General features: G+C 49.7%; 20 protein-coding genes. 9 read left to right on the top strand and 11 right to left on the bottom strand.

The window, feature by feature from the left end:
* Positions 1-4: 4 nt before the first annotated feature.
* Positions 5-946, bottom strand: coding sequence for a ring-cleaving dioxygenase (locus IEY24_RS03110; RefSeq protein WP_188928544.1), 942 nt, complete (start codon positions 944-946; stop codon positions 5-7).
* A 104-nt stretch (positions 947-1,050) separates the two neighbouring features.
* Entirely contained in the window at positions 1,051-1,437 is a 387-nt protein-coding gene (locus tag IEY24_RS03105) for a DUF2958 domain-containing protein (protein WP_188928542.1), read from the bottom strand.
* A 231-nt stretch (positions 1,438-1,668) separates the two neighbouring features.
* On the opposite strand from IEY24_RS03105, the gene IEY24_RS03100 reads away from it, so the two are divergent.
* Positions 1,669-3,666, top strand: coding sequence for a T9SS type A sorting domain-containing protein (locus tag IEY24_RS03100; protein WP_188928540.1), 1,998 nt, complete (start codon positions 1,669-1,671; stop codon positions 3,664-3,666).
* Here IEY24_RS03100 and IEY24_RS03095 read toward each other — a convergent pair whose 3' ends face one another.
* Positions 3,667-4,533, bottom strand: a complete 867-nt coding sequence (locus IEY24_RS03095) for an AraC family transcriptional regulator (RefSeq protein ID WP_188928538.1) — start codon at positions 4,531-4,533, stop codon at positions 3,667-3,669.
* A gap of 96 nt (positions 4,534-4,629) precedes the next feature.
* Here IEY24_RS03095 and IEY24_RS03090 point away from each other — a divergent pair, with 96 nt between their 5' ends.
* The 4 genes from IEY24_RS03090 (at position 4,630) to IEY24_RS03075 (ending at position 7,484) form a co-directional block, all read left to right on the top strand.
* Positions 4,630-5,586: an NADP-dependent oxidoreductase gene (locus IEY24_RS03090; protein ID WP_188928536.1), complete on the top strand. Its 957-nt coding sequence runs from the start codon at positions 4,630-4,632 to the stop codon at positions 5,584-5,586.
* 110 nt (positions 5,587-5,696) lie between these two features.
* Entirely contained in the window at positions 5,697-6,623 is a 927-nt protein-coding gene (locus tag IEY24_RS03085; protein WP_229221268.1) for a S1C family serine protease, read from the top strand.
* Between the two features lie 211 nt (positions 6,624-6,834).
* Complete coding sequence (gene ytxJ / locus IEY24_RS03080; RefSeq protein ID WP_188928532.1) at positions 6,835-7,167, top strand: bacillithiol system redox-active protein YtxJ; 333 nt, start codon at positions 6,835-6,837, stop codon at positions 7,165-7,167.
* 119 nt (positions 7,168-7,286) lie between these two features.
* Complete coding sequence (locus IEY24_RS03075) at positions 7,287-7,484, top strand: hypothetical protein (protein ID WP_188928530.1); 198 nt, start codon at positions 7,287-7,289, stop codon at positions 7,482-7,484.
* A 113-nt stretch (positions 7,485-7,597) separates the two neighbouring features.
* Here the strand turns inward: IEY24_RS03075 and IEY24_RS03070 are convergent, their stop codons facing one another.
* The gene (locus IEY24_RS03070; RefSeq protein ID WP_188928528.1) at positions 7,598-11,350 is read right to left on the bottom strand and encodes a hybrid sensor histidine kinase/response regulator; all 3,753 of its coding nucleotides are present in this window, start codon (positions 11,348-11,350) and stop codon (positions 7,598-7,600) included.
* A gap of 121 nt (positions 11,351-11,471) precedes the next feature.
* Here IEY24_RS03070 and IEY24_RS03065 point away from each other — a divergent pair, with 121 nt between their 5' ends.
* Together IEY24_RS03065 and IEY24_RS03060 are read left to right on the top strand one after the other, a co-directional pair.
* A complete protein-coding gene (locus IEY24_RS03065) occupies positions 11,472-13,889 on the top strand; it encodes a TonB-dependent receptor (RefSeq protein ID WP_188928526.1) in 2,418 nt (805 codons plus the stop codon).
* An 88-nt stretch (positions 13,890-13,977) separates the two neighbouring features.
* Positions 13,978-15,342, top strand: a complete 1,365-nt coding sequence (locus IEY24_RS03060) for a sensor histidine kinase (protein ID WP_188928524.1) — start codon at positions 13,978-13,980, stop codon at positions 15,340-15,342.
* Here IEY24_RS03060 and IEY24_RS03055 read toward each other — a convergent pair whose 3' ends face one another.
* The gene (locus IEY24_RS03055; RefSeq protein WP_229221266.1) at positions 15,343-15,708 is read right to left on the bottom strand and encodes a DUF4406 domain-containing protein; all 366 of its coding nucleotides are present in this window, start codon (positions 15,706-15,708) and stop codon (positions 15,343-15,345) included.
* A 142-nt stretch (positions 15,709-15,850) separates the two neighbouring features.
* Between IEY24_RS03055 and IEY24_RS03050 the strand changes: the two genes are divergently transcribed.
* Positions 15,851-16,609, top strand: a complete 759-nt coding sequence (locus tag IEY24_RS03050; protein ID WP_188928522.1) for a DeoR/GlpR family DNA-binding transcription regulator — start codon at positions 15,851-15,853, stop codon at positions 16,607-16,609.
* Here the strand turns inward: IEY24_RS03050 and IEY24_RS03045 are convergent, their stop codons facing one another.
* The 6 genes from IEY24_RS03045 to IEY24_RS03020 form a co-directional block, all read right to left on the bottom strand.
* Positions 16,610-17,344 (bottom strand): SDR family oxidoreductase, encoded by a 735-nt coding sequence (locus tag IEY24_RS03045; protein ID WP_188928520.1) that lies wholly within the window; start codon positions 17,342-17,344, stop codon positions 16,610-16,612.
* Between the two features lie 76 nt (positions 17,345-17,420).
* Positions 17,421-17,993, bottom strand: coding sequence for a Crp/Fnr family transcriptional regulator (locus IEY24_RS03040; RefSeq protein WP_188928518.1), 573 nt, complete (start codon positions 17,991-17,993; stop codon positions 17,421-17,423).
* A gap of 96 nt (positions 17,994-18,089) precedes the next feature.
* Positions 18,090-19,631 carry a RagB/SusD family nutrient uptake outer membrane protein gene (locus IEY24_RS03035; protein ID WP_188928516.1) on the bottom strand — a complete coding sequence of 514 codons (1,542 nt, stop codon included), beginning with the start codon at positions 19,629-19,631 and terminating at the stop codon, positions 18,090-18,092.
* A 12-nt stretch (positions 19,632-19,643) separates the two neighbouring features.
* Positions 19,644-22,976 (bottom strand): SusC/RagA family TonB-linked outer membrane protein, encoded by a 3,333-nt coding sequence (locus tag IEY24_RS03030; RefSeq protein ID WP_188928514.1) that lies wholly within the window; start codon positions 22,974-22,976, stop codon positions 19,644-19,646.
* Between the two features lie 297 nt (positions 22,977-23,273).
* The gene (locus IEY24_RS03025) at positions 23,274-24,569 is read right to left on the bottom strand and encodes an esterase-like activity of phytase family protein (RefSeq protein WP_188928512.1); all 1,296 of its coding nucleotides are present in this window, start codon (positions 24,567-24,569) and stop codon (positions 23,274-23,276) included.
* Between the two features lie 90 nt (positions 24,570-24,659).
* Entirely contained in the window at positions 24,660-25,496 is an 837-nt protein-coding gene (locus IEY24_RS03020) for a DUF6268 family outer membrane beta-barrel protein (protein ID WP_229221264.1), read from the bottom strand.
* Between the two features lie 445 nt (positions 25,497-25,941).
* Here IEY24_RS03020 and IEY24_RS03015 point away from each other — a divergent pair, with 445 nt between their 5' ends.
* Complete coding sequence (locus IEY24_RS03015) at positions 25,942-26,982, top strand: NAD(P)-dependent alcohol dehydrogenase (protein ID WP_188928510.1); 1,041 nt, start codon at positions 25,942-25,944, stop codon at positions 26,980-26,982.
* Positions 26,983-26,991 lie beyond the last annotated feature (9 nt).

The raw sequence follows: 26,991 nt of genomic DNA, 5'->3' as shown, positions 1-26,991 counted from the left end.
TCAATCATTGATTCAGCACCGGCAATACTTTGACAATCTGCTCTCTGCGAGGTTCGTATTGAGGGGGCAGCATTAAGCCTGAACCTAATTGTTCCACCGTTTCGTCGGTTGCAAAGCCTGGATTATCGCTTGCGATTTCGAACAGGACGCCACCGGGTTCGCGGAAATAGAGCGAATAGAAGTAGTTTCTGTCGATTTTATCGGTAATCTGCAAACCTGCATCCAGTACTTTTTGACGGAATTCCATCAGAATATCGTCATTCGCAACGCGGAACGCAATATGGTGAACCGAGCCTTTGGCCACATGACCCGCTCTTTCACCGGGAGCTTCCACCAGGTCGACAATATTGGCATTTTCAACGGCGTCGGTCACGAAACGGAAGCGGTTCACATGTTGTTCGGCCAGACGGTACCCGAATATATCGGTCAGTACTTTGGCAGTCTCTTCGATATTGTTCGTGGTGATCGTTATATTGTGAAAACCGCGCGTCGCATAATCGGCAGTCACCTCCGAAGTCGTCCATGGAATCCGGTTATCGCTGATTTTAGGGACTGTTAGTTCAAACTTCAAACCGTCAGGATCAAGGAAAGTCAGGTATTGCTCCCCGAATTTCTCGGCAGGTTTGTTATAAGTTATTTTATTGGCTTCCAATCTTTTCAACCAAAAATCCAGGCTTCCTTCTGGCACTGAGTAACCGATCTCGGTAGCCTGACGGGTTCCGCGGCGGCCTGCCGGAATCTGATTACCCCAGGGGAAGAAAGTCAGGATTGAACCGGGGGTACCGTTTTCATCGCCATAGTAAAAGTGGTATGTATTGGGGTCGTCAAAATTGACGGTTTTTTTCACCATTCTAAGGCCCAATACCCTGGTATAAAAATCGTAGTTGGTTTTAGCGTCACCAGCGATAGCTGTAATGTGGTGGATGCCGTTGATTGTATTTTCCATTGTCTTGTTCAGTTAAGATGTTTCTTTGTTTTTGATGATACAAAGGTACATCCCCGGGCAGGGGCAGGGCATTGAACTAGGACAAGAAAAACACATATAGGAAATTATTCCAGGGGACTTATAAGGCTCAGCACTGCCTCCTCCTCCACTACCCTGCCGGCAGCCTTCGCCGCTTTCAGATACACGCTCATCGGATATTTCCCATCGAATGCCGGGTCAGTTTCAACCATGGGCACTTTAAGGCGGGCATGTTTGAGGCTTGCCAGGTCGGAAAGGGAGACGTAGCTAAGTTCCGGATTACCCTGGCCCAGGTCGCAAAGGCCGAAAGCAATATTGTTGACAGCATCCAGCTCAGAGAGCAGCCAGATAGCCTTACCATATTGGGAATATAATTTCACAACAGGCGCGTGATCCTTCGCAAGCTGGTTTTGCACCTCTTGCGCATTGTGGATCATAATTTCGATCAGATTTTGCGGGATCATTTTTGACATACGGCAAATTTAGAGCTTTTGTCCGGAGCGCCCGTGCGCCATAAAATAAATGTATGCTGTATTCAGCGCGTTTTGGAACACTTATTTATCTAACTTTCCGTAGCTATTACCATTCCACAACTTGCTGAGAAATCACGTATACACTCATTGTGAGACCGTAGGGGCGGTTTTTGCCATTTTCAAACGAGTTAAAGACCAAATTAATTCTACTCATTCTCTAAAAAGTCACATATGAAAAGAAATCTACCACTTCTCATTTTACTGCTCATTCTATCAAGCTCACACAAAATCTTATCCCAGGTTGTAGTAACGTTTCCGGCCGAGCGGGCCGTTTTTCAGCGAAATAACGCAAATGAAGCCGACGTATATATAGGTGGGTACGTTACACAACCCTTTCAGAAGATCGAGGTGCGCCTCACACCCCGCGTACCAGGCGAGGGTGAGCCATTTCCGGCCGACGGCAACTGGGCTACCTTGGATGATCAGATTTCAGCGGGCCAGTTCATGGGGTCTGTCCATATAAAGGGCGGCTGGTATCAACTGGAAGCACGCGGTGTCTCATCTGGCAGTACTTCGGCCGTTACGACGCTGTCGCGCGTGGGCGTAGGCGAAGTATTTGTAGTTGCCGGGCAGTCTAACGCGACCGGCGGCGACTCGAACCCCAACGGACCGGGCGCGGCGTACGACCAGGTCAATAGCGTCAATTTTCAGAATTTCGATCCCTCCACATCAACGGTTACCCCCTATTTAAACGTGCAGCTGCCCTGCCCCGAGTTTGTTCACCTCGATGCTAATGTCAAGACAGCACCTTTCGGTAACTATGCCTGGTGCTGGGGATCTTTTGGAGACAAAATCTATGAAAAGCTTCGGGTACCCGTGATGATATTTAACGGTGGCTGGTCGAGCACCGGCGTTGATAACTGGAAACAGACTATTGATCCAAACGGGGTAACTACCAGCCCATTTGGCTATACGTTCCCAGTGGGACTGCCGTTCGGGCATTTACGGCTTGCATTGAACAACTACATTGCGCAGTTGGGCCTGAGGGCAGTTTTGTGGCACCAGGGCGAAACAGACAATTTCATGGAACAACCTGGTGACAATACCTACAACCGGTATTTATCGGCTCTCTGGGACGTTGTGAGTGCCAGCCGCAATCTCACCGGCAAGCCTAACCTTGACTGGGTTGTTGCGCGCGCTTCCCGTTTTACCGTCAACGGTGCCACGCGCGTTTCTGCTAACGTAGTGAACGCACAGAACGAGCTGATCAATAACGATGGGCTCTATCCACACGTGTTCCAAGGCCCCGAAACAGACCCCTATTACACCATTGAATACCGCCATGATGAGACGCATTTCCGCGGCGACGGCGTAACACCCTCACCGGACGGGCAAATCTATTCCGGACTGATTTTTCTTGCTGGACTGTGGGCGGACAAGATTACACCCGATTTTCTAAGCCAGTCGAACCCTTACGCAGCTACGCCGCCGCCGGCTGTGGATGCCGCCTACGTATCGGGCAGTTCGCAAATTACATTTACGGGTCCCGGACTACCTGGTGGTTACCAGTACAACTGGCTCAACAACGGCGATTGTAATCAGGTACAAAATACGGCCCAACAATGGACGGTGGGAGCTGGTCAGTATAAATTGAAAGTCATCGACCCAAACCGAAACACCGTTTTCTCTCCTGCATTGAATGTGTCTTCTACCCCGTTACCGGTAACCTGGCAATCTTTCAGCGCGCGCATGGGCAACAATGGACGCGTCACGCTCGACTGGGCAACGGCTTCCGAGGTTAATGCCTCCTATTTTGAAATTCAGCGGAGCAATGATTCACGCGTTTTTACAACGGTTAAAAGTGTAAATGCGATGGGTAATTCCGTCAATAGCTCTTTTTATCACTATGAAGACGAATTTCTTCCCAGGGGAATTTACTATTACCGCCTGAAAGAAGTGGACGGCGATGGTAAGTCTGATATGACCCGCATTGTGAGTGTCCGGGTTGAAGGAAATGAAACGGTGCGCGTTTTCCCTAATCCCGCCTCCGATCTGATCACCGTGGAATCGGCGCAGGCTTTGAAGCGCATTGACATCTTTAACAGCACAGGTAAGCTGGTACGAAGCGTTCAGACGGGAGAAAAACTTATTCGTTTGAATATCGCCAACCTTCCCAAGGGTCTCTATGTAGTATCTGTGGATGGCCGGGAGCTAAAAATTGCGAAATAATTAAACCTCCGTCATTGCAAAGGTTTCCCGCCTGTATTCAAGCGGGCTCATACCGCGGTGCTTCCTGAAAGTCTTGATGAGATGGCTGTCGTCTGTGAAACCCAGTTCGGCAGCTATTTCATTGATGCGCATATCGCTGTGTTTCAACCGAATATCAACCAAGGCAATTTTGTAGTTGATTATGTATTGCTGCAATGTTTCATGCGTGTGCTTTTTGAAGTATTCGCTTAGGTAATTAAGCGATAGATTAAAGTGCGCGGCAATGCGCTCGGCACGCAGCATTTCAGGGTTGTAAATATTTTGGTGGATGTAGTGAATAATGTCCAGGGAAGTATTCTGAGTAAGCTTGGTTTTTTCCGGAATGTGTGTGGTGATATTCCTTGCAACGACTGTCAGCAAGGTATTAAGCAGCTGTTGAACGAGCTCCTTATGCAGCGTTTGCCGATTGGCATATTCCTGCCTGATCGCCTCCATCAATGCCCTCACCAGCGGCTTGTCATGCGGATTGCGAAGGATACATCCTTGCAAATGATTATTGTTATGGAAGATATATTCCAATTTATGAATCCAGTCACCTAAGTTACTATACTCATCACGGGTCTTCTGCGCATTCAGATAGATATTATTGAAGCGGATAAACATAAACGCTGTCGTCTCCGTCACCTTGGTATAATGCAAATCCATAGGCATTGCCAGAAACAGGTTCTCCTTACCATACCTGAACTGGTTCTGGTTAATATGATAAGTCCCTGTCCCGTCGAACATGTACACCAACTCGATAAAGGTATTCTTATGCTCCTTGATAGGGCATTCGTCGACTGTTACCAGTAGAACATCGAAAGGCTCGTGGATATGATGTATGCGCATACCGGCAAAGGTACCGATTTAACCCAAAATTTTACAACCTGAAAATACACCTGGCGTTTGAAATTTGCAGCCATCAAACCAAAACCATTGCAAATTATGAGAGCCATCACCTTAGCTAACAACGGAGGGACAGAAAACCTGATATTAACCCAAATCCCCACGCCAAAAATCAATGAAAATGAAGTACTTGTCCGCGTGAAAGCGATAGGCATCAACCCGGTCGATGCCTTTGTTAGGAACCATCAATTTGCCCTGGAAATGTTCATCAAGCCTCAACCCGGCGAAACAGTCATTATTGGTTGGGACATTTCAGGCGTGGTCGAGGCAGTTGGCAGGCAAGTCACTCTATGGAAACCGGGCGATGAGGTCTTTGGTATGGTCAACTTTCGGGGGCACGGTAAAGCCTACGCCGAATATGTAGCCGCTCCGGCAGATCAGCTCGCATTAAAGCCAGAGAACGTCTCGCACGAAGAAGCCGCCGCAGCTACCCTGGCCGCATTGACCGCCTGGCAGGCGCTGGTTACCTATGGAAAAGTAAAGGCCGGAGAAAAAGTATTGATCCACGGCGCCGGCGGGGGGGTGGGGCATTATGCAGTCCAGATTGCGAAGCATTTGGGCGCCTACGTCATCGGTACCGGCTCCGCCTCCAAAAAAGACTTCATTCTTGGTCTCGGGGCAGATCGTTTCATCGACCACGCATCCGAGCAATTCGAAACGATCGTTAACGACGCCGATGTTGTAATCGACTCCCTCTTTGGCGACCACATATTCCGGTCGTTGGAAGCTGTGAGGGAAGGCGGGCGGATCATAGCGCTTCTCGTGCCATTTACCGATGAAAAACTGGCCGGCAAAGTGCAGGAAAAGAATCTATATGCGCATACGTTGAATGTTACTTCGAATGGTGAACATATGCAACAACTCGCCGCGCTGCTCAAATCCGGGGAAGTGCGGTCGCACGTGTCTGCGAGCTATCCTTTTGAGGAAATAGCTCAGGCACACAACGCAATAGAGATCGGGAAAACGCTTGGAAAAATTGTAGTAACTCTGCCCTGATCTAACCTATGCCCTTTTGGCGTGTTGCACATCCGCGGCGCGCCACTTTGGCATTCATGGTCCGTTGGTTAGCTTTTTGAATGAGCATTGCAAAACAATACCCAGCAGCTATGGACACCTTTTCAAGCATGATCATCGGCGCGGTTGATCAGATTAAAAATGCGGTTGTAAAAATCGATACATTTAAAACAATCAATGGAAAAATCCGTCCGGCAGGGTCCGGATCGGGGTTTATCTTTTCCTCGGACGGGCTTATCTTCACCAACAGCCATGTGGTCGACGGTGCGGAGAAAATCATGGTGAGCCTGCTGAATGAGAACGAGATCGAGGCGACGCTTGTGGGGAAAGACCCGGATACCGACCTGGCGATCCTGAAAATTTACACACAAGGCTATTCCGTCGCCAGACTCGGCGACTCGGGTGCATTGCAGATCGGACAGTTCGTGATTGCGATCGGAAATCCCTATGGCTACCAGCACACGGTTACCACCGGCGTAGTAAGTGCGCTAGGACGGACCTTGCAAACGCAATCGGGCCGATTTGTCGATAATGTGATCCAGTCAGACGCGGCGCTGAACCCGGGCAATTCCGGCGGCCCGATGATCAATACTGATGGAGAAGTGATCGGTGTGAACACTGCCGTGATTCAAGGGGCTCAGGGGCTTAGCTTTTCGGTGGATATCAATACCGCAAAAGAGATCGCACGGCAACTTATTCGCGACGGCAGGGTATTCAAAGCCTACCTGGGCCTGCAGTTACAGGATGTTCCGATCAACGAGCGGGTTCGGCAGCATCACAAACTCCCCAACCACCAGGGAATTTTCATCACGCACATCGAGCCGGACACACCTGCATCGCGCTCGCAACTTTTGGAGGGCGACATTATCGTCTCTTTCAACGGAAAGCCGGTAAGTAATTCCAATGAATTGTTCAAAGCGCTTACCAACCGCGACATTTTAAGCATTACAGGCATTTCGGTTGTCCGCCACACCGAACTACTCAATTTTATTATTGTTCCGGTGGAGAAGAAGGCCTAGCCTCACGCAAATGAGCATAAGGTGTTTCAATCAATTTGATTTGAAGCACCTTTTCCATTTTTCAGATTATCTCCAAATCCAGGTTTTCCGAATGGATATTTATCCGTCGTGACTAAGCAAGGAGCCTTTTTCGATTATAATGGAATGAAAAGCCACACTTTGTGTGTTGTGTAACCTGTTGCAAATAGTTTGACGAAATTTCTGACAGGTTATGAACTGGATTACCATTAGTAGTGAACAAGAAGTAGATAGCATTTATCAATCGGCCGATTACTCCATTATCTATAAACACAGCCCCCGTTGCGCGACCAGCCTGATGGCTTACCGTCAACTTAAATCCGAAGTGAACGCCGCTTCGGACATTGAGATTCCTATTTACATCGTGGACGTGATCCAGAACCGGAAAGAATCTATGGCCATTGCGGACAGCTTCGGCATCGAGCACGAATCTCCCCAGATTTTAGTCGTAAAGAACGGATCATGCATTTACGATGCGTCGCATGAGGATGTTTCCCTACGCAACTCGCTGGCTTCCCTGAATTGATTTACAGACGGTTATTGTGCCTTACGGCGACATTAAAATCGATTTAAAAAATATCTTATGGAATATATCCATTCAAATGGATATATTCCATATATTTGCATCATCAACAAACAGAAACTATGACGAGCCTGCATTACTCGATCATCTCCGAAAAAATGGTATGGATTTGGTACTACGATAGCTTCGGTGGTAAGCACCTCAAAGAGTTGCTTGCGGATGATGCCGTTGCCTTTGTCAGACGTGCCGAAGCGGGAAAAGAACCGGGGCCGGGAGTGATTGGAACGGATTTTTTAGGACATCATAAAATTACAAATTGAAACCAAAGCTTTATTAACACTTCATCATAAACGAACGCAAAAGAGCAGCCCCCAAAGCTGCTCTTTTTGTTTCATGCCCTGGTTATGGCTCGCTGGGGCCTATCGGAAGATTGTTAAATATCGCCCGAAGCGCGGGTCTCAAGGCGGGTAGCCCATTTTTGGAGCAGCACCACCAGATCGTCGAGGATCACCGGTTTGCTGAGATAATCGTCCATCCCGGCCTCAAAACATTTCTCCCTGTCCTGCTGCAATGCATTGGCCGTCATGGCGATGATAAAAGGATGTGCGGTATTATCCGTCCTGATCCGCCGGGTAGCTTCCAGCCCGTCCATTTGCGGCATTTGCATATCCATCAGAATCACGTCATAATCGATTTTTTGTACCTGTTCAAGCACTTCCAGACCATTTTGCGCCAAGTCGGCGTGGTAACCGAGCTTACTGAGGGTATTCATGATCACGATCTGATTCACCTTGTTATCCTCTGCGACAAGGATCGTCATCGGATACCGGTCGGCAAAATCCGAATGCAGTTTTTTTTGTGAGTCGTCATGGTTCTGGGTAGTGGTTTTCGGTTCGTGCATATCCGGAGCGACCTTCGCGACAATACTAAACCGAAAAGTACTTCCCTTGCCCGGCTCGCTTTTTACCTCGATCGCCCCGCCCATGAGCGCAGTCAATTTTTCGCAGATCACCAATCCGAGGCCTGTGCCGCCGTATTGCCTGGTTGTCGACGAATCAACCTGTGAAAAAGGTTTAAAAAGTTTGTCGAGCTTGTCCCCTGCAATGCCGATACCCGTATCGCTCACTTCGAATCCAAGCCTGGCATCCTTACCCTCCTGACCGATCACATACACATGCACGCGCACCTCACCCCGGGGCGTGAATTTCACCGCATTACCTACCAGATTGGTCACAATCTGCCCGAGCCTCAGCCGGTCCCCGACGATATACGAGGGCACATTGTCGTCGATCTTCAAAGTAAGGTTCAATGGTTTGGTAGCTGTTTTCGCACTGAAAAGGTCCATCACTTCACCAATACAGCTCTTCAAGCCGAACTCCTTTTCTTCGAGCTCCATATTCCCGGATTCTATTTTGGAAATATCAAGAATATCGTTGATCACGTTCAGCAAATCCTTTCCGGAAGTCTGAATCGATTTGGTAAAATTGCGCTGTTCCTCAGTAAGTTCCGTTTCCGCCAACAGAGACGCCAGGCCGATCACCCCATTCATTGGCGTCCGGATCTCGTGGCTCATCGTGGCCAGGAAGGCGCTTTTAGCCCGATTTGCCAATTCCGCCCTTTCCACGGCCATTTCCTGTTCATCTATCGCCCGTTCGAGCTGCCTTGTCCTTTCCTGGATCTGCTGCTCCAATGCCCACTTTTGCTTGCGAATCCTGTAAGTCCTGATCTGGTATAATGCAATGATCAATGCCACAACCAATATGACGCTCACCAAACGGAACCACCACGTCAGCCAGAAAGGTGGCGTGATGATCAATTCAACGGCAACACCCGTTTCATTCCACAAACCATCGTTGTTGGAACCCTTAACTTTGAATGTATAAGTACCGGGATCAAGGTTGGTGTAGGTAGCCGTGCGCTTGTTTCCGATATAGTTCCAACGCGTGTCGAAACCTTCCAGCATATAGGCATACTGGTTCTTTTCAGCCATGGTGTAGCTCAATGCCGCGAACTCAAAGGTGATCACCGACTGGTCATGATGGATGGTAATGGTTTTCTCCTCGCTGATCTGCTTGCTAAGAATATGGTCGTCGGCACCGGTGACGACATGGTGGTTAAAGATCAGGAAGTCGGTAATGTAAACAGGCGGAACGAAGTCATTGTACCGCAGGTTGTCTGGGTAAAAACTGGCGAAACCGTTGATACCCCCGAAATACATTTGCCCGTCGGCGGTCTGGAAACGGGAATTGTCACGAAACTCGTTACCGGGAAGACCATCGTAAACCCCGAAATTCCGGAACACGCCGGTGTGAGGATTGAATTTGGAGATACCTTTATTCGTACTAAGCCACAAATTACCCTTACTGTCCCGTTGAATGGCAAATACTACATTACTTGCCAGCCCGTCCTTTTCGCTGAACGACCTGAATGCCCGTTTTTTCTGATCGAAATAGCAAAGCCCACCGCCCACCGTTCCTATCCAAAGATCGCCGTTCTCCGCTTCCAGGATGGATTGTACCTTGTTGTGAGAAATACTAGACGGATCTTTCGGGTTGTTGCGAAAATGTTTGAAACCCCTGCGGTCGGGGGAAAGCAGGTCGAGGCCGTTGAACGTTCCTACCCAGATATTTCCTTTTTTATCCTGAAAAATGGTCGCTACGATATCGCCGCTAATACTTGTCGGATCGTCGGGACTGTGGCGGTAATGCGTATACTCCTTCGTTTTGACATTGAAAAAGTTGAGTCCGCCCTTCCACGTGCCAATCCATAGGTTGCCATCCCGGTCCCGGGTCATATTGTTAACGTCCGAAATCGAAAGGCTGTTAGGGTTATTTTCTTCCGAAATATGATGCTCGACCTCGCCGGTTTTTACATTGAAAAAATCAAACCCTCCATTGTGAAAACCCAGGCCTAGCACATCCCGTGCAACCCAGATCACCGAGATCACATAATCATTGGAAATCGAACGGGAATCGCCCTCCCGATGCCGGTAGAAAGTAAAATTCTTGGTCTTGCGATTGAACCGGTTCAGCCCGCCGCCATCAGTACCTATCCAGATATCGTCGCTCGTGCTATCCCCACAGATAGCCAATACCGTATTGTTACTCAGACTGTTAGGATTATTTATTTTCTGTCGGTAAGAATCGAATTTGGGACCGAACTTGGGTAAAAATGATACGCCACCTGCATAGGTCCCGATCCACATGTTCTCTGCATTATCGTGGTAAATCGTGTAGACGGAGTTGTTGCTGAGAGAGTAGCGATCATCGGGGTTATTTCGCACTGAGGCAAAACGGTCCATCGACGGATCATAAATGCTAATGCCCCCATTCTCGGTACCGATCCAGAGCTTTCCTGAGCCGTCTCCGGCCATCGAAAGAATATCGTTGTGCGCCAGGCTCCATGGGTTTGCCGGATCGTGAGCAAAATGCCGAACAATTTTGCCCGACTGATCGAGCACCGAAATCCCCCCGCCGTGCGTCCCTACCCAGAGATTTCCCTTCGGGCCGTGATGTAGCACCTTGATCCAATCCGATTGCAGCCCGTCGCTTGTGCGGGCGCCATGCTCATAGGCCGTAAGACTGCCCGATCTGACATCGAGTTTAAACAAACCTTTCTCCGTGCCAACCCAAAGCATATAATCCTTTCCTTCGGCAATGCTCGTAACAAATTGGCTTCCGGCACTTCCATCGGTGCCGGCGTACCTGTAAAGCTGGTAGGTGGCGCGGCTACGATCGAACAGGTAAAGGCCCTGATCGGTACCCAACCACAGGCGGTTATGGCTATCCCGAAATATGGTATTGATCGCAAGGCTGCGTCGCGGATGCGGATAATGCACGAAGCTATCGGTGTTCCGATCGTACCGATCGAGGCCCGTGGAGGTTCCTACCCACATCTGACTTGTTTCGTCCTCAAGGAGCGACAATACAAAACTGTCATGAATGGAAGCCGGGTTCGCCGGATCGTGTTTATAGTGGGTGTATTTATAGCCATCAAACCGGTTGAGGCCATCTTCCGTAGCGAACCACATGAAGCCCCTGCTTCCTTTCAGGATCGCACTCACATGGCTTTGCGATAGCCCCTGTTCGGTAGTGAGCCTCCTGAATCGTGGTGTAAACTCCTGTGCGACAACATTCTGAAGGCATAGGATGCATAGCAACACTACCTTATAAAAGATCGCTTTCATGGCACTTCTTTCATTCTGGATAGAGGAACGTCAATTATCAGTTTAAAAGTAGAAAAATTATGTCCTAATGCAACATTCCAACTAATTCTTGCTCCTTACGCTATACGAATATTAGCCATTTATGAAAAAAACATTACTCAGCCTGCTAATTCATGGACTTTCCTTCGCCGGCTTTGCACAGACATCCGCGGTAAGCGGCCTTGTAAAAACCCAGCAAAATAAAGCTGTCGGATTCGCCGCAGTTTCCATTAATCAGTCCAAAGACTCCACCCTGGTCAAAGCCGACGTTGCCGACGAGCACGGCACATTCAAAATTGGCGGCATCCCCGACGGCAGGTATTTCGTCCGTGTTTCGGCGGTAGGCCAGCAAATGTATGCTTCTGCCGTGTTCGACGTAGCCGGCCGGGATGTGACGCTGCCTACGATTTCGATGTTAGCCGAAGCGAAGCAGCTGAATGAGGTGAAAGTAACCGGCTCAAAGCCCCTCATCGAGGTCAAGAACGACCGGATGATTTTCAATGTGGAAGCGAGCATCAACGCCACCGGCTCCAATGCCCTCGATCTCTTGCAACGTTCACCGGGCGTACAGGTCGACAGGGACGAAAACATTCTGGTGCGGGGCAAAACAGGTGTCCGGATCTATATCGACGGCCGCCCTTCGCCCCTGGCGGGAAAAGATCTTGCATCCACCTTAAAAAGCATGAATTCTGCAGACATCGAGGCTATTGAGATTATCACCAATCCATCCGCCAAATTCGACGCGGCAGGCGACCTGGGTATCATCAATATCCGTTTGAAAAAGAATGCCAAGCTGGGCACCAATGGTAATATCAGCCTCGGAGGCATGTTTGGTATAACCCCAAAATACAACGCCTCGGTGAACCTGAACCACCGCGATAAGAAGCTGAATATCTTTGGGAATTACGGTTTCAACCAGGGTGCGTGGCATAATACCACCTATGACGACCAGATCCTTAACAACGTGGCCTACAACAAACTATGGCAGGGCATCTGGCGCGATACTACGCACAGCGCCAAAATCGGGGCCGATTATTTCATCAATTCTAAAAACACTCTCGGTTTCAGCGCGAACGGCCGTATCAGCAACCACAATGGCGGCGGGGAAAGTGAGACGTTTATCAGCAAACGCAATAACCTGACTGCCGACTCGCTCATCCTGTCGTCGCGGACATCGAACCCGGAGAAAAACAAGAACCTGAACCTGAATATCAACTACCGTTATGCCGACACCACCGGCCACGAGCTGAATATCGACGCCGATTATGGCCGGTTTTCTTCGCGCGGGATCAGCTACCAACCCAATAAATACCATTTCCAGACGAGCAGCGACGAGCCGATCGAGCGAAATTATGTCTCGAAAACGCCCGTGGATATTACCATTAAGTCATTTAAAGTCGATTATGAACAGCCTTTCAAAAAAGGGAAGCTCGGTTATGGCATCAAACTTTCCGACGTAAAATCCGACAATACATTTAATTTTTACAATGTCTTGCAAAATGTAGAGGTGATCGATACCAACCGGAGCAACCGTTTCAAGTACCTCGAACGCGTGTATGCGGCTTATATCAATTACAATGTTTCGCTCGGTAAAAAATGGGATCTGCAAGCCGGGCTACGTGCCGAACATACCAAATCGCTGGGTGACCTGACCAGCTACAAGCATAACGACCTCAACAAAGTCGACACGACCTATCTGAGCTTCTTCCCAAGTGGCGCCATTTCATTCCGTGCCTCTAAAAATCACACCTGGAACCTCAATTACAGCCGTCGTATCAACCGCCCGAGCTATCAGAACCTGAACCCGTTCGAATACCGCGTCGACGAGCTGGTGTATTCTAAAGGTAATCCTTTCCTGAAACCCGAATATGCCAATAGTTTTAAACTTTCGCATGTGTACAAGGGCATACTCACGACCTCTTTTGGCTACCGGCGCACCAGGTTTCCGGTAGTGGGCCTCCGTATTCCCTACGACAGCAGCCGCACCTACTTTATCACTGAAAACCTCGATTATTCGCAGGGTTTCAGCCTCGACGTGAGCCTTACCACCCCGATCACCAAATGGTGGGAATTAAACTTCAATATCAGCGGATACCACAATCTCTGGAAAGCGGCGCTCGACAACGGCATCGTTGTCAACAACCGGACGACCGCATTCAATCTCAACGGGCAGAACACCTTCAAGCTTAAAAACAGCTGGACAATCGAGCTGTCGGGCTGGTACAATTCGCCCTATCGCCGGATCGACTACAACTGGCAAATGGGTATGGTGGATGTGGGTGTCCAGAAAAAATTCTGGAAGGACAATGCAAGCCTGAAAGCCACGTTCAGCGACGTTTTCCATACCGCTAGGGGCGGCTACACTTCCTCATACGCGGGAATTGAAACACGCCTGCGGTTCCGTTTCGAAGGTCAGATGCTGCGTATCAACTTCAATTACCGCTTCGGAAGCAAGGAGATCAAAGCGGCACGTAGCCGGAGGTCGGGGTCGGAAGATGAGTTAAACCGTATCAAAGGATAGGGATATCCACAGGCCAATTAATATTAATTCTACTTGTGTTTAATGGAATCACGTACGTTATATTTGCAGGAACGAAACCCTAAACGTCTTGCCTCTCAAAGATTCAATCTATCGAACATGGATTAATTTATCCGGTGATCCGTCGGTCTTCCCCCTGAATGCACGGATATTCCATTCGGTATGCCTGATATCGACTTTTGCACTAACCTATAATGTACCTTTCAACTATGCGATAGGACTGCCCAAAATAGCATTGGCCAGTCTTATCGTGATGTTGATCACAGTGGCCTTGTACTATGCGTCACGATTTAAAAATATGGTCAGTATCAGTACTTTACTGGCCAATATTGTCGGACTCACGTTGTTTATCGTTAATTATTTCCTGAATTCGGGTCTTCGCGGGCCTACCGACCTGTTTTTTCTGCTTTTCCTGCTGCTCAGCATTGCGATCTCCCCTGCCGAGCAATACAAAGTGTGGATTCCTATCAACGTCACGATTCTGATCATTCTCAATCTCGTCGAATTTTACTATCCTCACCTGGTTCCGGACACCTATACCACGCGCTCCAACCGCTTTGTCGACCATATGTCGGCCTACGCGGTAGTTGCCGCGATCACCTATTTCTGCATCGATTATATCCGGGGAAGTTATGAAAGTGAAAAGATATCGGCGCGCGAAAAATCAAAGGCGATAGAGCTGCAAAATTCCCAGATCGTCAAGCAAAACGAAGAGCTCGAAAAATTGAACGCGGAGAAAAACAAGCTGATGTCCATTGTGGCGCACGACCTCCGCTCACCGCTGGCCAGTATTCAGAATTTCCTCGAACTTCTCACACAGCACGAGCTCGATGAAGAACAAAAGCTCGATATCGAAAATGACCTTCTCAATTCGACCAAGAACACGATGGCAATGCTATCCAAGCTGCTCGACTGGTCTAAATCGCAACTGCACGGCGTCTCGGTGAATATGGAATACCTCGATGTCCAAACGCTTTTCGAACCGACCCTGAATCTCGAACGCGACATCGCAGCCCGCAAGAACATCAGCCTGGACTACTATTTCGACCCTTCAGCGGGTATTTACGCCGATAGTGACATGATGCAGCTGATCCTGCGGAACATCGTTGGTAATGCGATCAAATTCACCGGCATAGGCGGGCATATTGTCGTGAAGACGGAAGGCCGTGGCAGCAATTGCCTGATTTCCATACAGGACGACGGAATTGGAATGTCGGAAGAAAAACAGCAGTCGATTTTTTCTCTCAACGTCGAATCCACTTTCGGGACCAACAACGAGAAAGGGGTTGGCCTGGGCCTGATGATCTGCATGGAATTCATCAAGGCCCAGAACGGCAAGATCTGGCTGGAAAGCACGCCCGGAGAAGGTACCTGCTTCTACATTCTGGTACCAATGTTCGAAAAAAACACAGTACCCCAGGCCAATTTGCGCTGATCAAGCACAACCGGGCACTTCGGCAATATTGAAGTAAATCTGCAACCCACGCTCGCGGCCGATCCTGACGTCTTCATCGGCCCCTTTTGATTCTCCTTCCAGCCTGAGGATCGCATCGCATTTCTGCAACATCCGACTCGCCACCGGATACAGGATCTCCTCATAGGGGGCATCCCCTGGCACTTTCGAGCCTGCCAGTTTCAACAGCGGCAACGCCACCCATTCCCCGATCACCGGCAAATGCCCGGCCCGGAAGAGCTGCAAGGTGACCGATTCGAGCTTATCGAGGTTTTTACGCATTAATAAAGGGTCGTCATTCGTACCCGACCGGTAAGGGCCGGCGACCAGGATCATCAATCCACTCATGGCTAATCGTGATTTAAATGAAAAGTTTTTATTAAAAATGATCATATGCTACTTTTGGCAAGCATCAGGGCCATTCAAGGCTAATAGAATTGATTATTTTTAATCAATTTTGATTATTTTTGATCAAAAATAAATAATTAGGATGAACTTTCAAGAACGAAAGAAAAAAATTCTCGCCGCACTCGACGAAGTCGAGAGCCTGAGCGTGTTCGAACTGGCCGAAATACTAGAATCGTCGCCGGCAACAATCCGTCGCGACCTGGGCGATATTGCCGAAGAAGGGTTGCTCATACGCACGCATGGGGGCGCCATGAAAATGGAAAACCCGGTATTGACCGGGTTTTCGGAGAAATCGGGCATCAACAGCCCAACCAAGGAGCAGATTGCAGAAAAAGCGGCCTCCCATGTTCAAGACGGCGATATTATCTTTCTGGATTGCGGCAGCACGGTATTTCAGATGTGCCGGTTTCTGAAAAAGAAAAGCATTCGCGTCATTACCAATTCGCTGCCTATCCTGGCCGAGCTGATCGATGTCCCTTCCATCCAGATCAACCTCATCGGCGGAGAGCTGAATAAGGCCCGAAAGGCGGTGCATGGCGACAAGGCAGTCCAGCACATCAATGGCTATCATGCCCATAAAGCCTTTATCGGCGTGGATGGTATTTCGGCAGAAAACGGCCTTACTGCGCATAGCGAGCACGAATCGACCATTACCACGGCATTTATCCGCAATGCGAGCCAGGTAATACTGCTGTGCGACGCTTCCAAGATCGGCAAGGATAGCTATGTGAAATTTGCCGAGTTTTCGGCTATCGATACCCTCATCACCGATTCCAGCGCCGGCGCTTCCAAGACCACGGCCTTGCAACAAAGCGGCTTGAATGTGGAAATCGCCGGTTGATCAGGCCAATGCCGCGCCGCCGTCGGTAACCAGGATCTGGCCTGTAACGAAGGGTTGCTTCATCAAGTACATATAGGTTTGTGCGATATGCTCCGCCTCGCCCACATAACCTACGGGCAATGCAGCCGCGACCTGATCATAGAAGGCATCGCGCTCCGTCTCTGCCATCGACGACCACAAGTTGGTACGGACCACGCCGGGCGAGACAAGGTTTACACGCAACGGGGCCAGCTCCACCGCCATGGCACGTGTAAAGCCATCCATGGCCGCACATATGCTCGCACCTATGGACCATCCCGCACTCGGACGCGCACTCACAATCCCGCCCGTAAGCGCAATCGAACCGCCCGCATTCATCCGCGGCGCCGCATATTTGACCGCCATGAATGCACCCCAGTAACGGAGATCGAAAAACGAACGGGCCGTAACCAGCTCTGTTTTAGCAATTTCACTCAACAGAAGGCTTTCACCCGCCGTAAAAACGAGGTGATCTAACGCCCCTATTTCCTCGAAAAGCCGCATTACCGAGGTCTCATCCGAAAGATCGGCCAGCATCCCGCAACAGCTGCCAGATAATTCCGACACCGCACGCTGCACCCGCGCCGCATTGCTCGATACCACGACCACGTTCGCCCCTTCTGCGGCTGCGGCTTTTGCGGTGGCCAGCCCTAGTCCCGAACTGCCGCCCAGGATCACTACTTTTTTACCTTTTAGAGAGAAATCTAAATTTTCCATTTGTTCTGATTGTTTTGACAGCACAAATCTCCCCTGCCGGACAGCCAAAGCACTTAACAATTGGTAAAAACGGTTTTCAGCGCAGGTTTCTCCGGATGCGACTGAGCGATTGCGGCGTAATGCCAAGATAGGAGGCGACATCTGAAAGCGGGACGCGGGTAGCAATATCCGTCTGCCTGATCAGAAATTGGTGATACCGGGTGGCCGAATCCTGACCAAGATAGGCGTTCCGGATCTGGATCTTTTCCAGCAATGTTTGGTTGGTAATCGTGTCGATCAACGCCTTCAGATAGGGCACGCGGGAGTAAAGCGTCCACAATTCGGTCTTGGAAATGCTCAGCACCTGCACGTGACAGGCCGCGCAAATGCTTTCGTGCGCCGTCACATTGTTATTGAAGCTGTTCAGGATCGTGCAGAACTGGTTTTCTTTTAAAAAGTAATGCGTTACCTCGTTGCCTTTCTCATTGGTGACCATGATGCGCAAAACGCCATTCAGCACAAAAAACATTTCCTGGCAAATCTTCCCACCCTTGAATAGCACATCACCCTCCCGGAACTCCCGCATTGTAAAGGCATTCAGGATCATTTCCTGATCTGCGGACGGGATAGCTTTGGTGAGTTGCAGGATCGAAATTAGTCTTTGAGGCATAATACTTTTTTAGAATATCAATTCAAATATACTATGCTCCAAAACAAAAAACCCTGCGCTTGGGAAGCGCAGGGTTAGCAATAGCCGGTTTAGGTTTTAGTAGCCTTCGTTCTGGTACATTTTCTCCGGGTTCAGTTTGGTTTCATCAAACGGAATCGGATAGTAACGGTCCTTTTTACCAAAGTTGCTGAGTTTGGCTATACCGAAATTCTCCTGTTTTTTGCTTTTGACATAAGCCACAAGTTCGTCGGTCGTAAAGTAACGCAGCAGGTCGAACCAGCGGTGATTTTCAAACGCTAGCTCTACACGTCGTTCATGAAGGATAGCGAGTTTCAAAGTCGGATATTTGGCAGCATAATCCGCGCTCGCTTTGGCAGCTGCATATTTCGGTAAGCCTGCACGCCCGCGGACCTGGTCGAGAAAGGCGATGGCGGCGGGTTCGTCGCCCAGTTGCATATTTACTTCGGCGAGCATCAAGAGCACGTCGGCATAGCGGATCAGTATCCAGTCATTGCCGCCGTAGCCGTTGGTAGTCGCTGCCGAACTGGCGTCGCGGTATTTGGTGATAAAATAGTCCTTCACAATCGGGTCATTGGCATATTTGATCGAAAATTCCTTTCTGATATCGCCTTCTTCATAGTCCTGCACAAGGTCCGGCGTGACATTACCGCCCGAGCCTGACGATGCGAACAATGAATTAATCGTCTCGCCTTTCGCCTGGTTATTACGGGCGATAGAAGATGAGAAGTTGATATCACCCTGCTTGTTCACAACCTGAAAAATGATCTCCGCATTCGTCGATTTTTTAGCCACATCAAAAACGTCTGCATACGGCACTTCCTTCAACTCCCCGAAAGAGCGCAGGTTGTACGAAGCCGTCAGATATTTTTTAGCCTCGTTCAGGTATACAGCGCGGTTCGCGGCATTCAATGTGGTCGCCATGGTCAGGTATACCTGGCCCAGCAATGCATTGGCGGCATTTTTGGTCACCTTACCTTTGGTATTGGCAGTCTGCTTATCCGGCAGGGTCGAAGCTACCGCATCTTTCAGGTCCTGCACGATCTGGTTGTATACCACATCCTGCTTTTCGCGGAAGGTCGCCGCAGTTACTTCCTCGGTGCTGAGCAGCTCCCTGGTTACCAGAGGCACGTCGCCCCATTTGCGCACGAGATGGAAGTAGGTCAATGCGCGGATGAATTTCGCTTCGGCTTTGTATTGCTCTTTCAGATTGTTGTCCGCAAAAGTTACGCGCTCAATTCCCGCCAGCACCTGGTTGCAGCGCGTCACCATTTGGAACAGTGTCAGCCAGTGCGATTTCAGGTAGGTATTACTCGGCAAAAGCGAAAAATCATTGAACTGGAACGGTTCACCGGCATTCGACTGGTTATCGTTGCGGCCGGTATTGTCGGAACGCTCCTCACTGAACAAACCGCTATTCTCGCCGATGCCGTTACCATCGCGGAGCGAGTTGTAGATACCGTTCACGGCCAGTGCCACGTCGTCGGGCGACCTGTAAAAAGTGGGCGCCGACACCGCATTGGGATTTTCCTGGTCCAAAAAGTCGTTTGAACAACCCGCCAGCACTACCAGCCCGAATGCAGAAAATAATGTATTGAAAATGTATTTACGCTTGATCATCTCTTCTGCTGCTTAAAATGTGATACGGGCACCGATGTTGTAGGCACGCACGAGCGGGTATTTTCCGTAGTCGACACCCGGCGTCAGGTTAGCCCCGTTGTTATAATCTACCTCCGGGTTGTAACCCAGGTACTTGGTCAAAGTGAAAGCATTGTCTACACCCACGTACAAGCGCAACGCGCTGACGGCGTTGTTGGTCAGGCTGCCGATGCTGCTCATGTTGTAGCCTAATGTCAGGTTGGTACATCTCAGGAATGAACCGTCCTGCAAATAGAAGGTTGACAGACGCGTGCTGTTGCTTTGCGTTCCCCCACGTGAGGCGCGGTACACATGGCCGTCACCCGGTTGAGATTCGGAGCGGTAGCGGTTTGCCACCTTCGCATACTGGTTACCCGATCCTTCCATGTTATAGAGGTAATAATCCTGGCCATCGAGCACCTTATTTCCATAGGTCCCGTTGAAAGAAGAGCTGAAATCGAAGTTCTTGTAGCTGGCAGTGATCGCAAACCCGTAAGTGAATTTCGCATGCGGCGAGCCGATCACACGTTTGTCCGCATCGTTTACCACACCGTCGTTATTCACGTCTTCGAAATACAGGTCTCCCGGGCGAAGCGGATTGGTAGAAGCCGATGAGCGGGCAGGACCTTTAAGCTGATAACCAGCCGGATACGACTGCGTCGACGAATTATAAACCGCATTATCTGCGGCAATATTCTCCATATCCGACTCCCGAACCATTCCTTTCACTTTAAAACCATAAAACATACCGATCGGCCGGCCTTCCTGTGTAATGTGGGTCAGGTAAGAGCGCTCGGCACCGTTGGTAATGATCGTGCTGGCGCCGCCCATATCGAGTACTTTATTGCGGTTTACCGAAACATTACCACTTACATTCAGGTCAAAATCCTGGGTCGAGATCACCCGGGCATCCACTTGAAGGTCGATACCCTTGTTCTGCACTTTCGAGTTTCTGAGGTTGGTCAAAATCGTAGAAGCACCGGAAATTGCCGACAATGGCTGATTGAACAACAGGTTGTACGAGCGGCTGATGTAATAGTTCGCCATGATCGACAAACGGTCGTTAAAAAGGCCCAGGTCGGCACCAAAATTATACTGCGAGGTCGACTCCCAGCCCAGGTTCAGGTCCTTGATGCCCGTTGCCCACAGGGCGGTATTCACGGTTCCGTTTCCATACACTACCCCACCCGGCGCAGCCATGGTCTGCAGGAAGTTATAGTTACCGATATTGTTGTTACCGCTCAACCCCCAGCTTGCACGCAGTTTCAAAGTCGAGTTGTTGCCTAACGCATCTTTATAGAACTGCTCGTTGGAGATATTCCATCCGGCAGATACCGACGGGAAGTTACCCCAGCGGTTATTCGGGCCGAAACGCGACGAACCATCGGTACGGAATGTAGCCGTCAGGTAATACTTGCCATCGTAGTTATAGGCAGCGCGTGCCAGGTACGAAAGCAATGTCCAGTTCACTTTGCCGGTCTGGTCAGTTCCTGTGTTAAGAGAGAAAAGCGTCGCATCGGCACCTTTTCCGGTAATTTCCACGATGCGGTCGTTGGAAAACCCGCGAGCAGTTACCGAAACAATGTCGCGGTTGTTTTCCTGCGCGGTATACCCCACTAAACCATCAATGCTATGCTTGCCGATTTGTTTTTTGTAGTTCAATGTAAACTCTGCCAGCTTGTCCATTTGGGTCGTCATCGTCGACACGGCATTTGCCGCCGCAATGGCTTGTGGTGATCCCGGCGGGTTCGCGCCGCTGCTCAGACTGGTTGGCGCATAAAATTCGTATTTCTCGTTGTAGGTCTGTAAACCGAGGTTAACCTTAAAAGTCAGGTCTGGAATGATCTCATAGGTAGCAAAACCATTAAACGTCCCACGCTGGCCTTTGCGATTGATATGCGTTTCGGTTGCCAATGCGACCGGATTCTCAATGGACTGGTACCCATACCCCGAGCTTAATGCTGCCGCTTCGTTTTTCGAAAGGTTACCATCCTCATTGTACGCCTTGAAAATCGGCATGTAAATCAATGCGCCAAGGATCGGGCCTTTGTCGAAACGTCCTTCCTGCACTTCACGGTTGGTATTATAGGTAAATGCGAGGTTGGCGCCTACTTTCAGCTTTTTGTTAATGTCCGCATCCAGGTTCGTCCGGAAATTCGTCCGGTGCTGGCCGGTGCTCAGAATAATCCCCTGCTGGTTGAGCTGCCCGCCGCTGATCGCATAACGCAAGCCATTTTTCCCGCCCGAAAACGAAATGTTATGACGGTGCACCGGCGCGTTTCGGTAGAGCTCGTTCTGCCAGTCTGTATTGTATTTCGGAGTAATCAGCTTCTGGTTCGCAAAATCGTATAAATCAGTCGGAATGCTTACCGAACCCGCATTACCCACATTTTTGATACGGGTGGCATTATCGTCGGAATACATCCCGTCGTTCCAGGTTTTGCCCGCATTCACCATCAGGTCGCGATAGCTCGCATTCCGGCCATCGATCATCAGCTGACCGAACTCGGAGGAGTTCAAAAGGTCAACTTTTTTACTGAGCTGGTGCATGCCAAACTGATACTCGTACTCCAACCGGCCCTTTCCTTCTTTCCCTCTCTTGGTGGTAATCAGCACGACCCCACCCGCAGCACGCGAACCGTAAATGGCCGCCGACGCGGCATCTTTGAGGATATCGATCGATTCAATATCATTAGGGTTAATGAAAACATCGTTGCCAGCCGGATAGCCGTCGATCACATACAAAGGATCCGAGCTCGCATTCACCGATCCTACGCCACGCACGCGAATCTTCGTACCCACGTAAGGCGCGCCGCTCACCTGCGAGATCTGCACACCTGCCACTTTACCCACCAGCGCCTGTCCGACAGTCGGGGTACTGAGATTCAATTCCTTTGCCTTTACGCTGGAAATTGCGCCGGTGAGGTCGCTTTTCCGCATCGTCGAATAACCCACCGCTACAAACTCGTTCAGCATCATCGCATTCTCTTTCAAAGTAACGGCCAGGGGTGCATTGCCCGAAACCACCACTTCCTGCGCGATGAAGCCAACAAAAGAAAACACAAGCGTAGAACCAGCTCCGGCTTCAAGCGAAAAACTACCCGCAGCGTCGGTTACCGTACCTTTGTGAGTACCTTTTTCCAAAACCGTAACGCCGAGCAGCGGCTGACCGGTCTCATCCACCACCTTACCCGTCACGGTCAATGCGCGGGTTGGCATCTCAAAGATCATCCGGCCCTTACCAGAAGCCACTGCACACCTACCCGGACTGAAAACCAGGATACCTGTGATGACCAACGGAACAATTGGTAGTATCAGTTTCTTCATAATAGTCTTAAAAAATTTAACAAAAACAAGAAAACACATTTCGATTCGCTTTACAACCTTTCTGCGTTGTGTTTAAAAATCGAGCGCAAAAGTATTTTTTACCTATTAAGCGAATCAAACCTGTTTATTATGAAAATGTAAAGTTTTAAAGAACCAGAAAAAACCGATCACCAACGCACGCGCAGCTCATATACGTTGCTTTTGCGCGACTACTTCACTGCAATGCCTTTCGAAGAAGTGCCAATAAAAATTACGGGTGCAGCGCAAAGCCCCGCACCCGCTTGAAAATTGGGATTATTACCAAAGTGGCTGTTTGAGTTTTACGAAGTAGATCGTGTTGCGGTCCACAGCGCCGGTAGCCGGCAGAAGTTTCTGCGCATAAACACCGCCCGCCCCAACTACGCCGAAATCGTCGTCGTTTGAAATAGCGATGGTCGTCGAGTTGATGATCGTGATGCCTTCGGCCTTGTCGTGCGGATAAAGCGCCGGAATATCGGCCATCAGGTCAGCGACAAGCGTCTTTGTTACAGGTTTGATACCATTGGCAGTCAGGTTAGCCGCAGTTTTCAGCTGCTCCACCGTAAGCCCGCCAAATAACTTGCCGTTGGCACCGTTGGCCGGATCGGAGATGTCGGTAGCATTACTCAGGTCTACTTTGTACACTTTTTTGATCACTGACGCGCGATTGGCATTGGTTGCGTATTCACCATCCCGTTCGAGCACGAGGAAAGATGTGTTGTCAATCGCTACGATCTCGCTGTTCGCCTGCAAATTGGCGCGGTCGATCAGGTACACATACTCCTTGCTGAGGCCAGTGGCGATGTCGAAGCTAAGAATACGCGTTACCAGCGAGCCGGACACGTCGCTGGCCGAAGGGTTGTAGAGCGGGAATTGCATAATGCCTACGAGGGTTTTGCCGTCGGGAGTAATTGTAAGCCCCTCCATTCCGCGGTTTGGGCGCCTTTTAGCCAGTACCAAAGGTATTTTCCGACCTCCTGTCCCATTGCCGAATGGATTAATCCGTTCGATCGTCTTGCCGTTCGCATCAAAATGGACGATATGAGGACCATATTCATCGCTCACCCAGAAGGTCCCGTCAGGTGCGAGCGCCAGACCTTCCGAATCCAGCCCATCGACGCTCTTAGGGAGCGTATTATTGTTTACATCCAGCGCCAGCTCTCCGCTGTACCCAAATCCGGGAGGGTTTGGGAGGCCGTTGAGTTTTGCTCCGCTCTCATTTTTAAGGTCGATGGTCTTTTCCAGAACCAGCTGGTCTCCGATCAGCCTGAACTTGCCGATTTGCGGCGCAAAGCCAGGATCTGCGAATACCTTCGAATCGGCAACCGTGCCGTCGATATTAGAACCGCGATCGGTAAGCAGGTAAAAAACCATATGGTCGTTCGGGTCCTGCACCACAGCCGATCCGAAGCCACCGTTGTATACTTTTACATTACCGACTTGCGTGATGATCGCCGGGTTTTGTGCTTCTGCCCTATCGGGATAATTTTCTGTGGGAACGCTATGGTCTGCGCAGCTATTTAATATCGCAACGGCAGCAGCTGTCGAAATCAGGGAAAGTAAAAAGGGCTTCATCTGTATCCAGGTTAGTTTGCGTAAAACTACACCGGCCGATTTTACCCGAAAGTTAATTCGTACCCTCTCAAATCAACATATTGTGAAGCGTTATTTCCGGGCTTTTCCCCTGAAACTGGGCGGCTGAATGTAGAATTCGACGGTCGCAGCAAGCCCGGAAGCACGCACCGGCACCGCATCCTGTACCATTTTGTTGGATATATTCTTGCGGTAACCGCCAAAGACCTCCACGCCCGCGAAATTCCCGAACCTGCGGTTGTAGGAGATTCCCATGTCGACGTCTATCCGGCGGCACACATCGGGGGTACCTTCGGCGACCTGGTTAAGATAATACGTCCGCGTGACTGCCTCGGCTTTGAAATACAGCCGGTCGTAGGGGGAAAGATTATGGCGCCATGCCATTTTCTTAGGGAGCATGATTTCCACGCCCTCTTTTTCTGAGAAGTTGTAGTTAAAGACAAAAACCGGCAGGAAGGTCAGCTTATAGCTTTTATTAAAAATAATCCCTGCGCCGATTTCCTTGTTAGGTGATTGTCTTTTCAAATAGGATGCGGAAACGGTGTAGTTCAGCGGAATTTGCTTGGCGGAAAGCATGGCAAAATTGCCCGTTTTATTGATGTGGGAAGTCAACAAAAGCCATGAAGTACTGTCGAGACGTACAAATGAATTGAGGTCCAGCGCGAATGTCCGCAAGTTCCACCCCTCGAACTTTTTCGCGGGGTTTTCGCCACTGCTCTTGAATTCCAGCTGTTCAGCACGGTAATTAGGCCCAAGAACCAAGGCGAAGTTCTTTTTATGAATCACCGGAATCCACGCCCGGACGTACATTTCCTCGTTCGTGAAAGTCTTGGTACCGCTGTTGGCGAAACGGTACACCTTTCCGGGTGCATGCGTCGTACGAAATGTGATCCATTTGGACGGAGCCATTCCAGCCAAACCGGGCTTCTGGGCACAACAAACCATGCTTATGCCCCACAAGGATAAGAAAATTGCAAACGCCTCCGGCTTCCGAAACTGCATACTTTGCCTGTAAATGGTTGTAATAGTTCTAATTTGCACTAAATTCTTCGCTATGAGCCGGTAACGTATCAACATATCCATTAAGTTCCTGATGAAATCCGGTGTAAGAACGCACCACTGATATACGTCAAGCCCACATGCATTAATAAACGCTCCGCACGCGCCTTTAGGATGCACAGGGCTGTTTTTTTTATCGTCGCAGTATCCGATCTCCCACTCACGAAAAAGAAAGGGCTCGAAAATGGCCTGTTAAGGGCATTGTTTGAAAACTATAAGTAATGATTTGAAAGTATTAATCCTGATCGAAAGGAGGCTGCTATTTTTGTAGCTGCATTCAACCTCATATTCTGACATGATACAAGCAAAAGCATACGCAGCTCAAACACCCGAAACCGACCTGGCTCCCTGGGAATTTGAAAGAAGGGACGTCGGCCCCCATGACGTTCAGATCGAGATCCACTTTTGCGGCGTCTGCCACTCCGATCTTCACCAGATCAGGGACGAATGGTTTCCGGGCGTTTTCCCGATGGTGCCAGGCCATGAAATCGTTGGGAAAATTACGCAGGTGGGCGCGCACGTAAAGAAATTCAAAACCGGGGACCTTGCCGGTGTGGGCTGTATGGTAGATTCCTGCCAGGTCTGCGAAAATTGTAAGGATGGCCTGGAGCAGTACTGCCTCGAGGGAAATACGCAGACTTACAACAATCTCGACCGCAGCGGTCTACCCACATACGGCGGCTATTCCAACACGATTGTGGTACGCGAGGAGTTTGTACTTTCGGTTTCGGACAAACTACCTTTGGCAGCCACCGCGCCCCTTCTTTGTGCGGGAATCACGACTTACTCCCCTCTCCGCCACTGGAAAGTCGGAAAAGGCCATAAACTGGCTGTACTCGGTTTAGGCGGCCTGGGCCATATGGGCGTAAAGTTCGGCGTCGCATTCGGTGCCGAAGTGACCGTTCTAAGCACTTCCGCTTCAAAAGAACAAGCAGCAAAAGACCTTGGTGCGCACCATTTCGTAGTAACTTCTGATCCTGAGCAGGTAAATGCCGTAAAAGGCAGTTTCGATTTTATTCTCGACACTGTTTCGGCGGTGCACGATATGGATATGTACCTGTCGTTACTCCGCACGAACGGAACGCTGATCAATGTAGGAGTGCCGACGGAGCCTTATTCTGTTCACCCGTTTTCATTGCTGACAGGTCGTCGCAGCATGGCAGGCTCCGGTATCGGGGGCATTGCCGAAACACAGGAAATGCTCGATTTCTGTGCCGAACACAACATTGTGTCCGACATTGAACTGATCGATATCAAAGACATTACCCCATCCTACGAGCGTATGCTCAAAGGTGATGTTCGGTACCGGTTCGTGATTGATATGGCTACGCTATAATCTTCGTTC

Source organism: Dyadobacter endophyticus, from assembly GCF_014641595.1.
In the GTDB taxonomy this organism is placed as follows: domain Bacteria; phylum Bacteroidota; class Bacteroidia; order Cytophagales; family Spirosomataceae; genus Dyadobacter; species Dyadobacter endophyticus.
This window is presented reverse-complemented; position numbering and strand designations above follow the sequence as displayed.

Coding starts and splice junctions, on each gene's coding strand:
- IEY24_RS03110 (WP_188928544.1), bottom strand. CDS start 946: ATGGAAAATACAATCAACGGCATCCACCACATTACAGCTATCGCTGGT.
- IEY24_RS03105 (WP_188928542.1), bottom strand. CDS start 1,437: ATGTCAAAAATGATCCCGCAAAATCTGATCGAAATTATGATCCACAAT.
- IEY24_RS03100 (WP_188928540.1), top strand. CDS start 1,669: ATGAAAAGAAATCTACCACTTCTCATTTTACTGCTCATTCTATCAAGC.
- IEY24_RS03095 (WP_188928538.1), bottom strand. CDS start 4,533: ATGCGCATACATCATATCCACGAGCCTTTCGATGTTCTACTGGTAACA.
- IEY24_RS03090 (WP_188928536.1), top strand. CDS start 4,630: ATGAGAGCCATCACCTTAGCTAACAACGGAGGGACAGAAAACCTGATA.
- IEY24_RS03085 (WP_229221268.1), top strand. CDS start 5,697: ATGGACACCTTTTCAAGCATGATCATCGGCGCGGTTGATCAGATTAAA.
- ytxJ (WP_188928532.1), top strand. CDS start 6,835: ATGAACTGGATTACCATTAGTAGTGAACAAGAAGTAGATAGCATTTAT.
- IEY24_RS03075 (WP_188928530.1), top strand. CDS start 7,287: ATGACGAGCCTGCATTACTCGATCATCTCCGAAAAAATGGTATGGATT.
- IEY24_RS03070 (WP_188928528.1), bottom strand. CDS start 11,350: ATGAAAGCGATCTTTTATAAGGTAGTGTTGCTATGCATCCTATGCCTT.
- IEY24_RS03065 (WP_188928526.1), top strand. CDS start 11,472: ATGAAAAAAACATTACTCAGCCTGCTAATTCATGGACTTTCCTTCGCC.
- IEY24_RS03055 (WP_229221266.1), bottom strand. CDS start 15,708: ATGAGTGGATTGATGATCCTGGTCGCCGGCCCTTACCGGTCGGGTACG.
- IEY24_RS03050 (WP_188928522.1), top strand. CDS start 15,851: ATGAACTTTCAAGAACGAAAGAAAAAAATTCTCGCCGCACTCGACGAA.
- IEY24_RS03045 (WP_188928520.1), bottom strand. CDS start 17,344: ATGGAAAATTTAGATTTCTCTCTAAAAGGTAAAAAAGTAGTGATCCTG.
- IEY24_RS03040 (WP_188928518.1), bottom strand. CDS start 17,993: ATGCCTCAAAGACTAATTTCGATCCTGCAACTCACCAAAGCTATCCCG.
- IEY24_RS03035 (WP_188928516.1), bottom strand. CDS start 19,631: ATGATCAAGCGTAAATACATTTTCAATACATTATTTTCTGCATTCGGG.
- IEY24_RS03030 (WP_188928514.1), bottom strand. CDS start 22,976: ATGAAGAAACTGATACTACCAATTGTTCCGTTGGTCATCACAGGTATC.
- IEY24_RS03025 (WP_188928512.1), bottom strand. CDS start 24,569: ATGAAGCCCTTTTTACTTTCCCTGATTTCGACAGCTGCTGCCGTTGCG.
- IEY24_RS03020 (WP_229221264.1), bottom strand. CDS start 25,496: ATGGCTCCGTCCAAATGGATCACATTTCGTACGACGCATGCACCCGGA.
- IEY24_RS03015 (WP_188928510.1), top strand. CDS start 25,942: ATGATACAAGCAAAAGCATACGCAGCTCAAACACCCGAAACCGACCTG.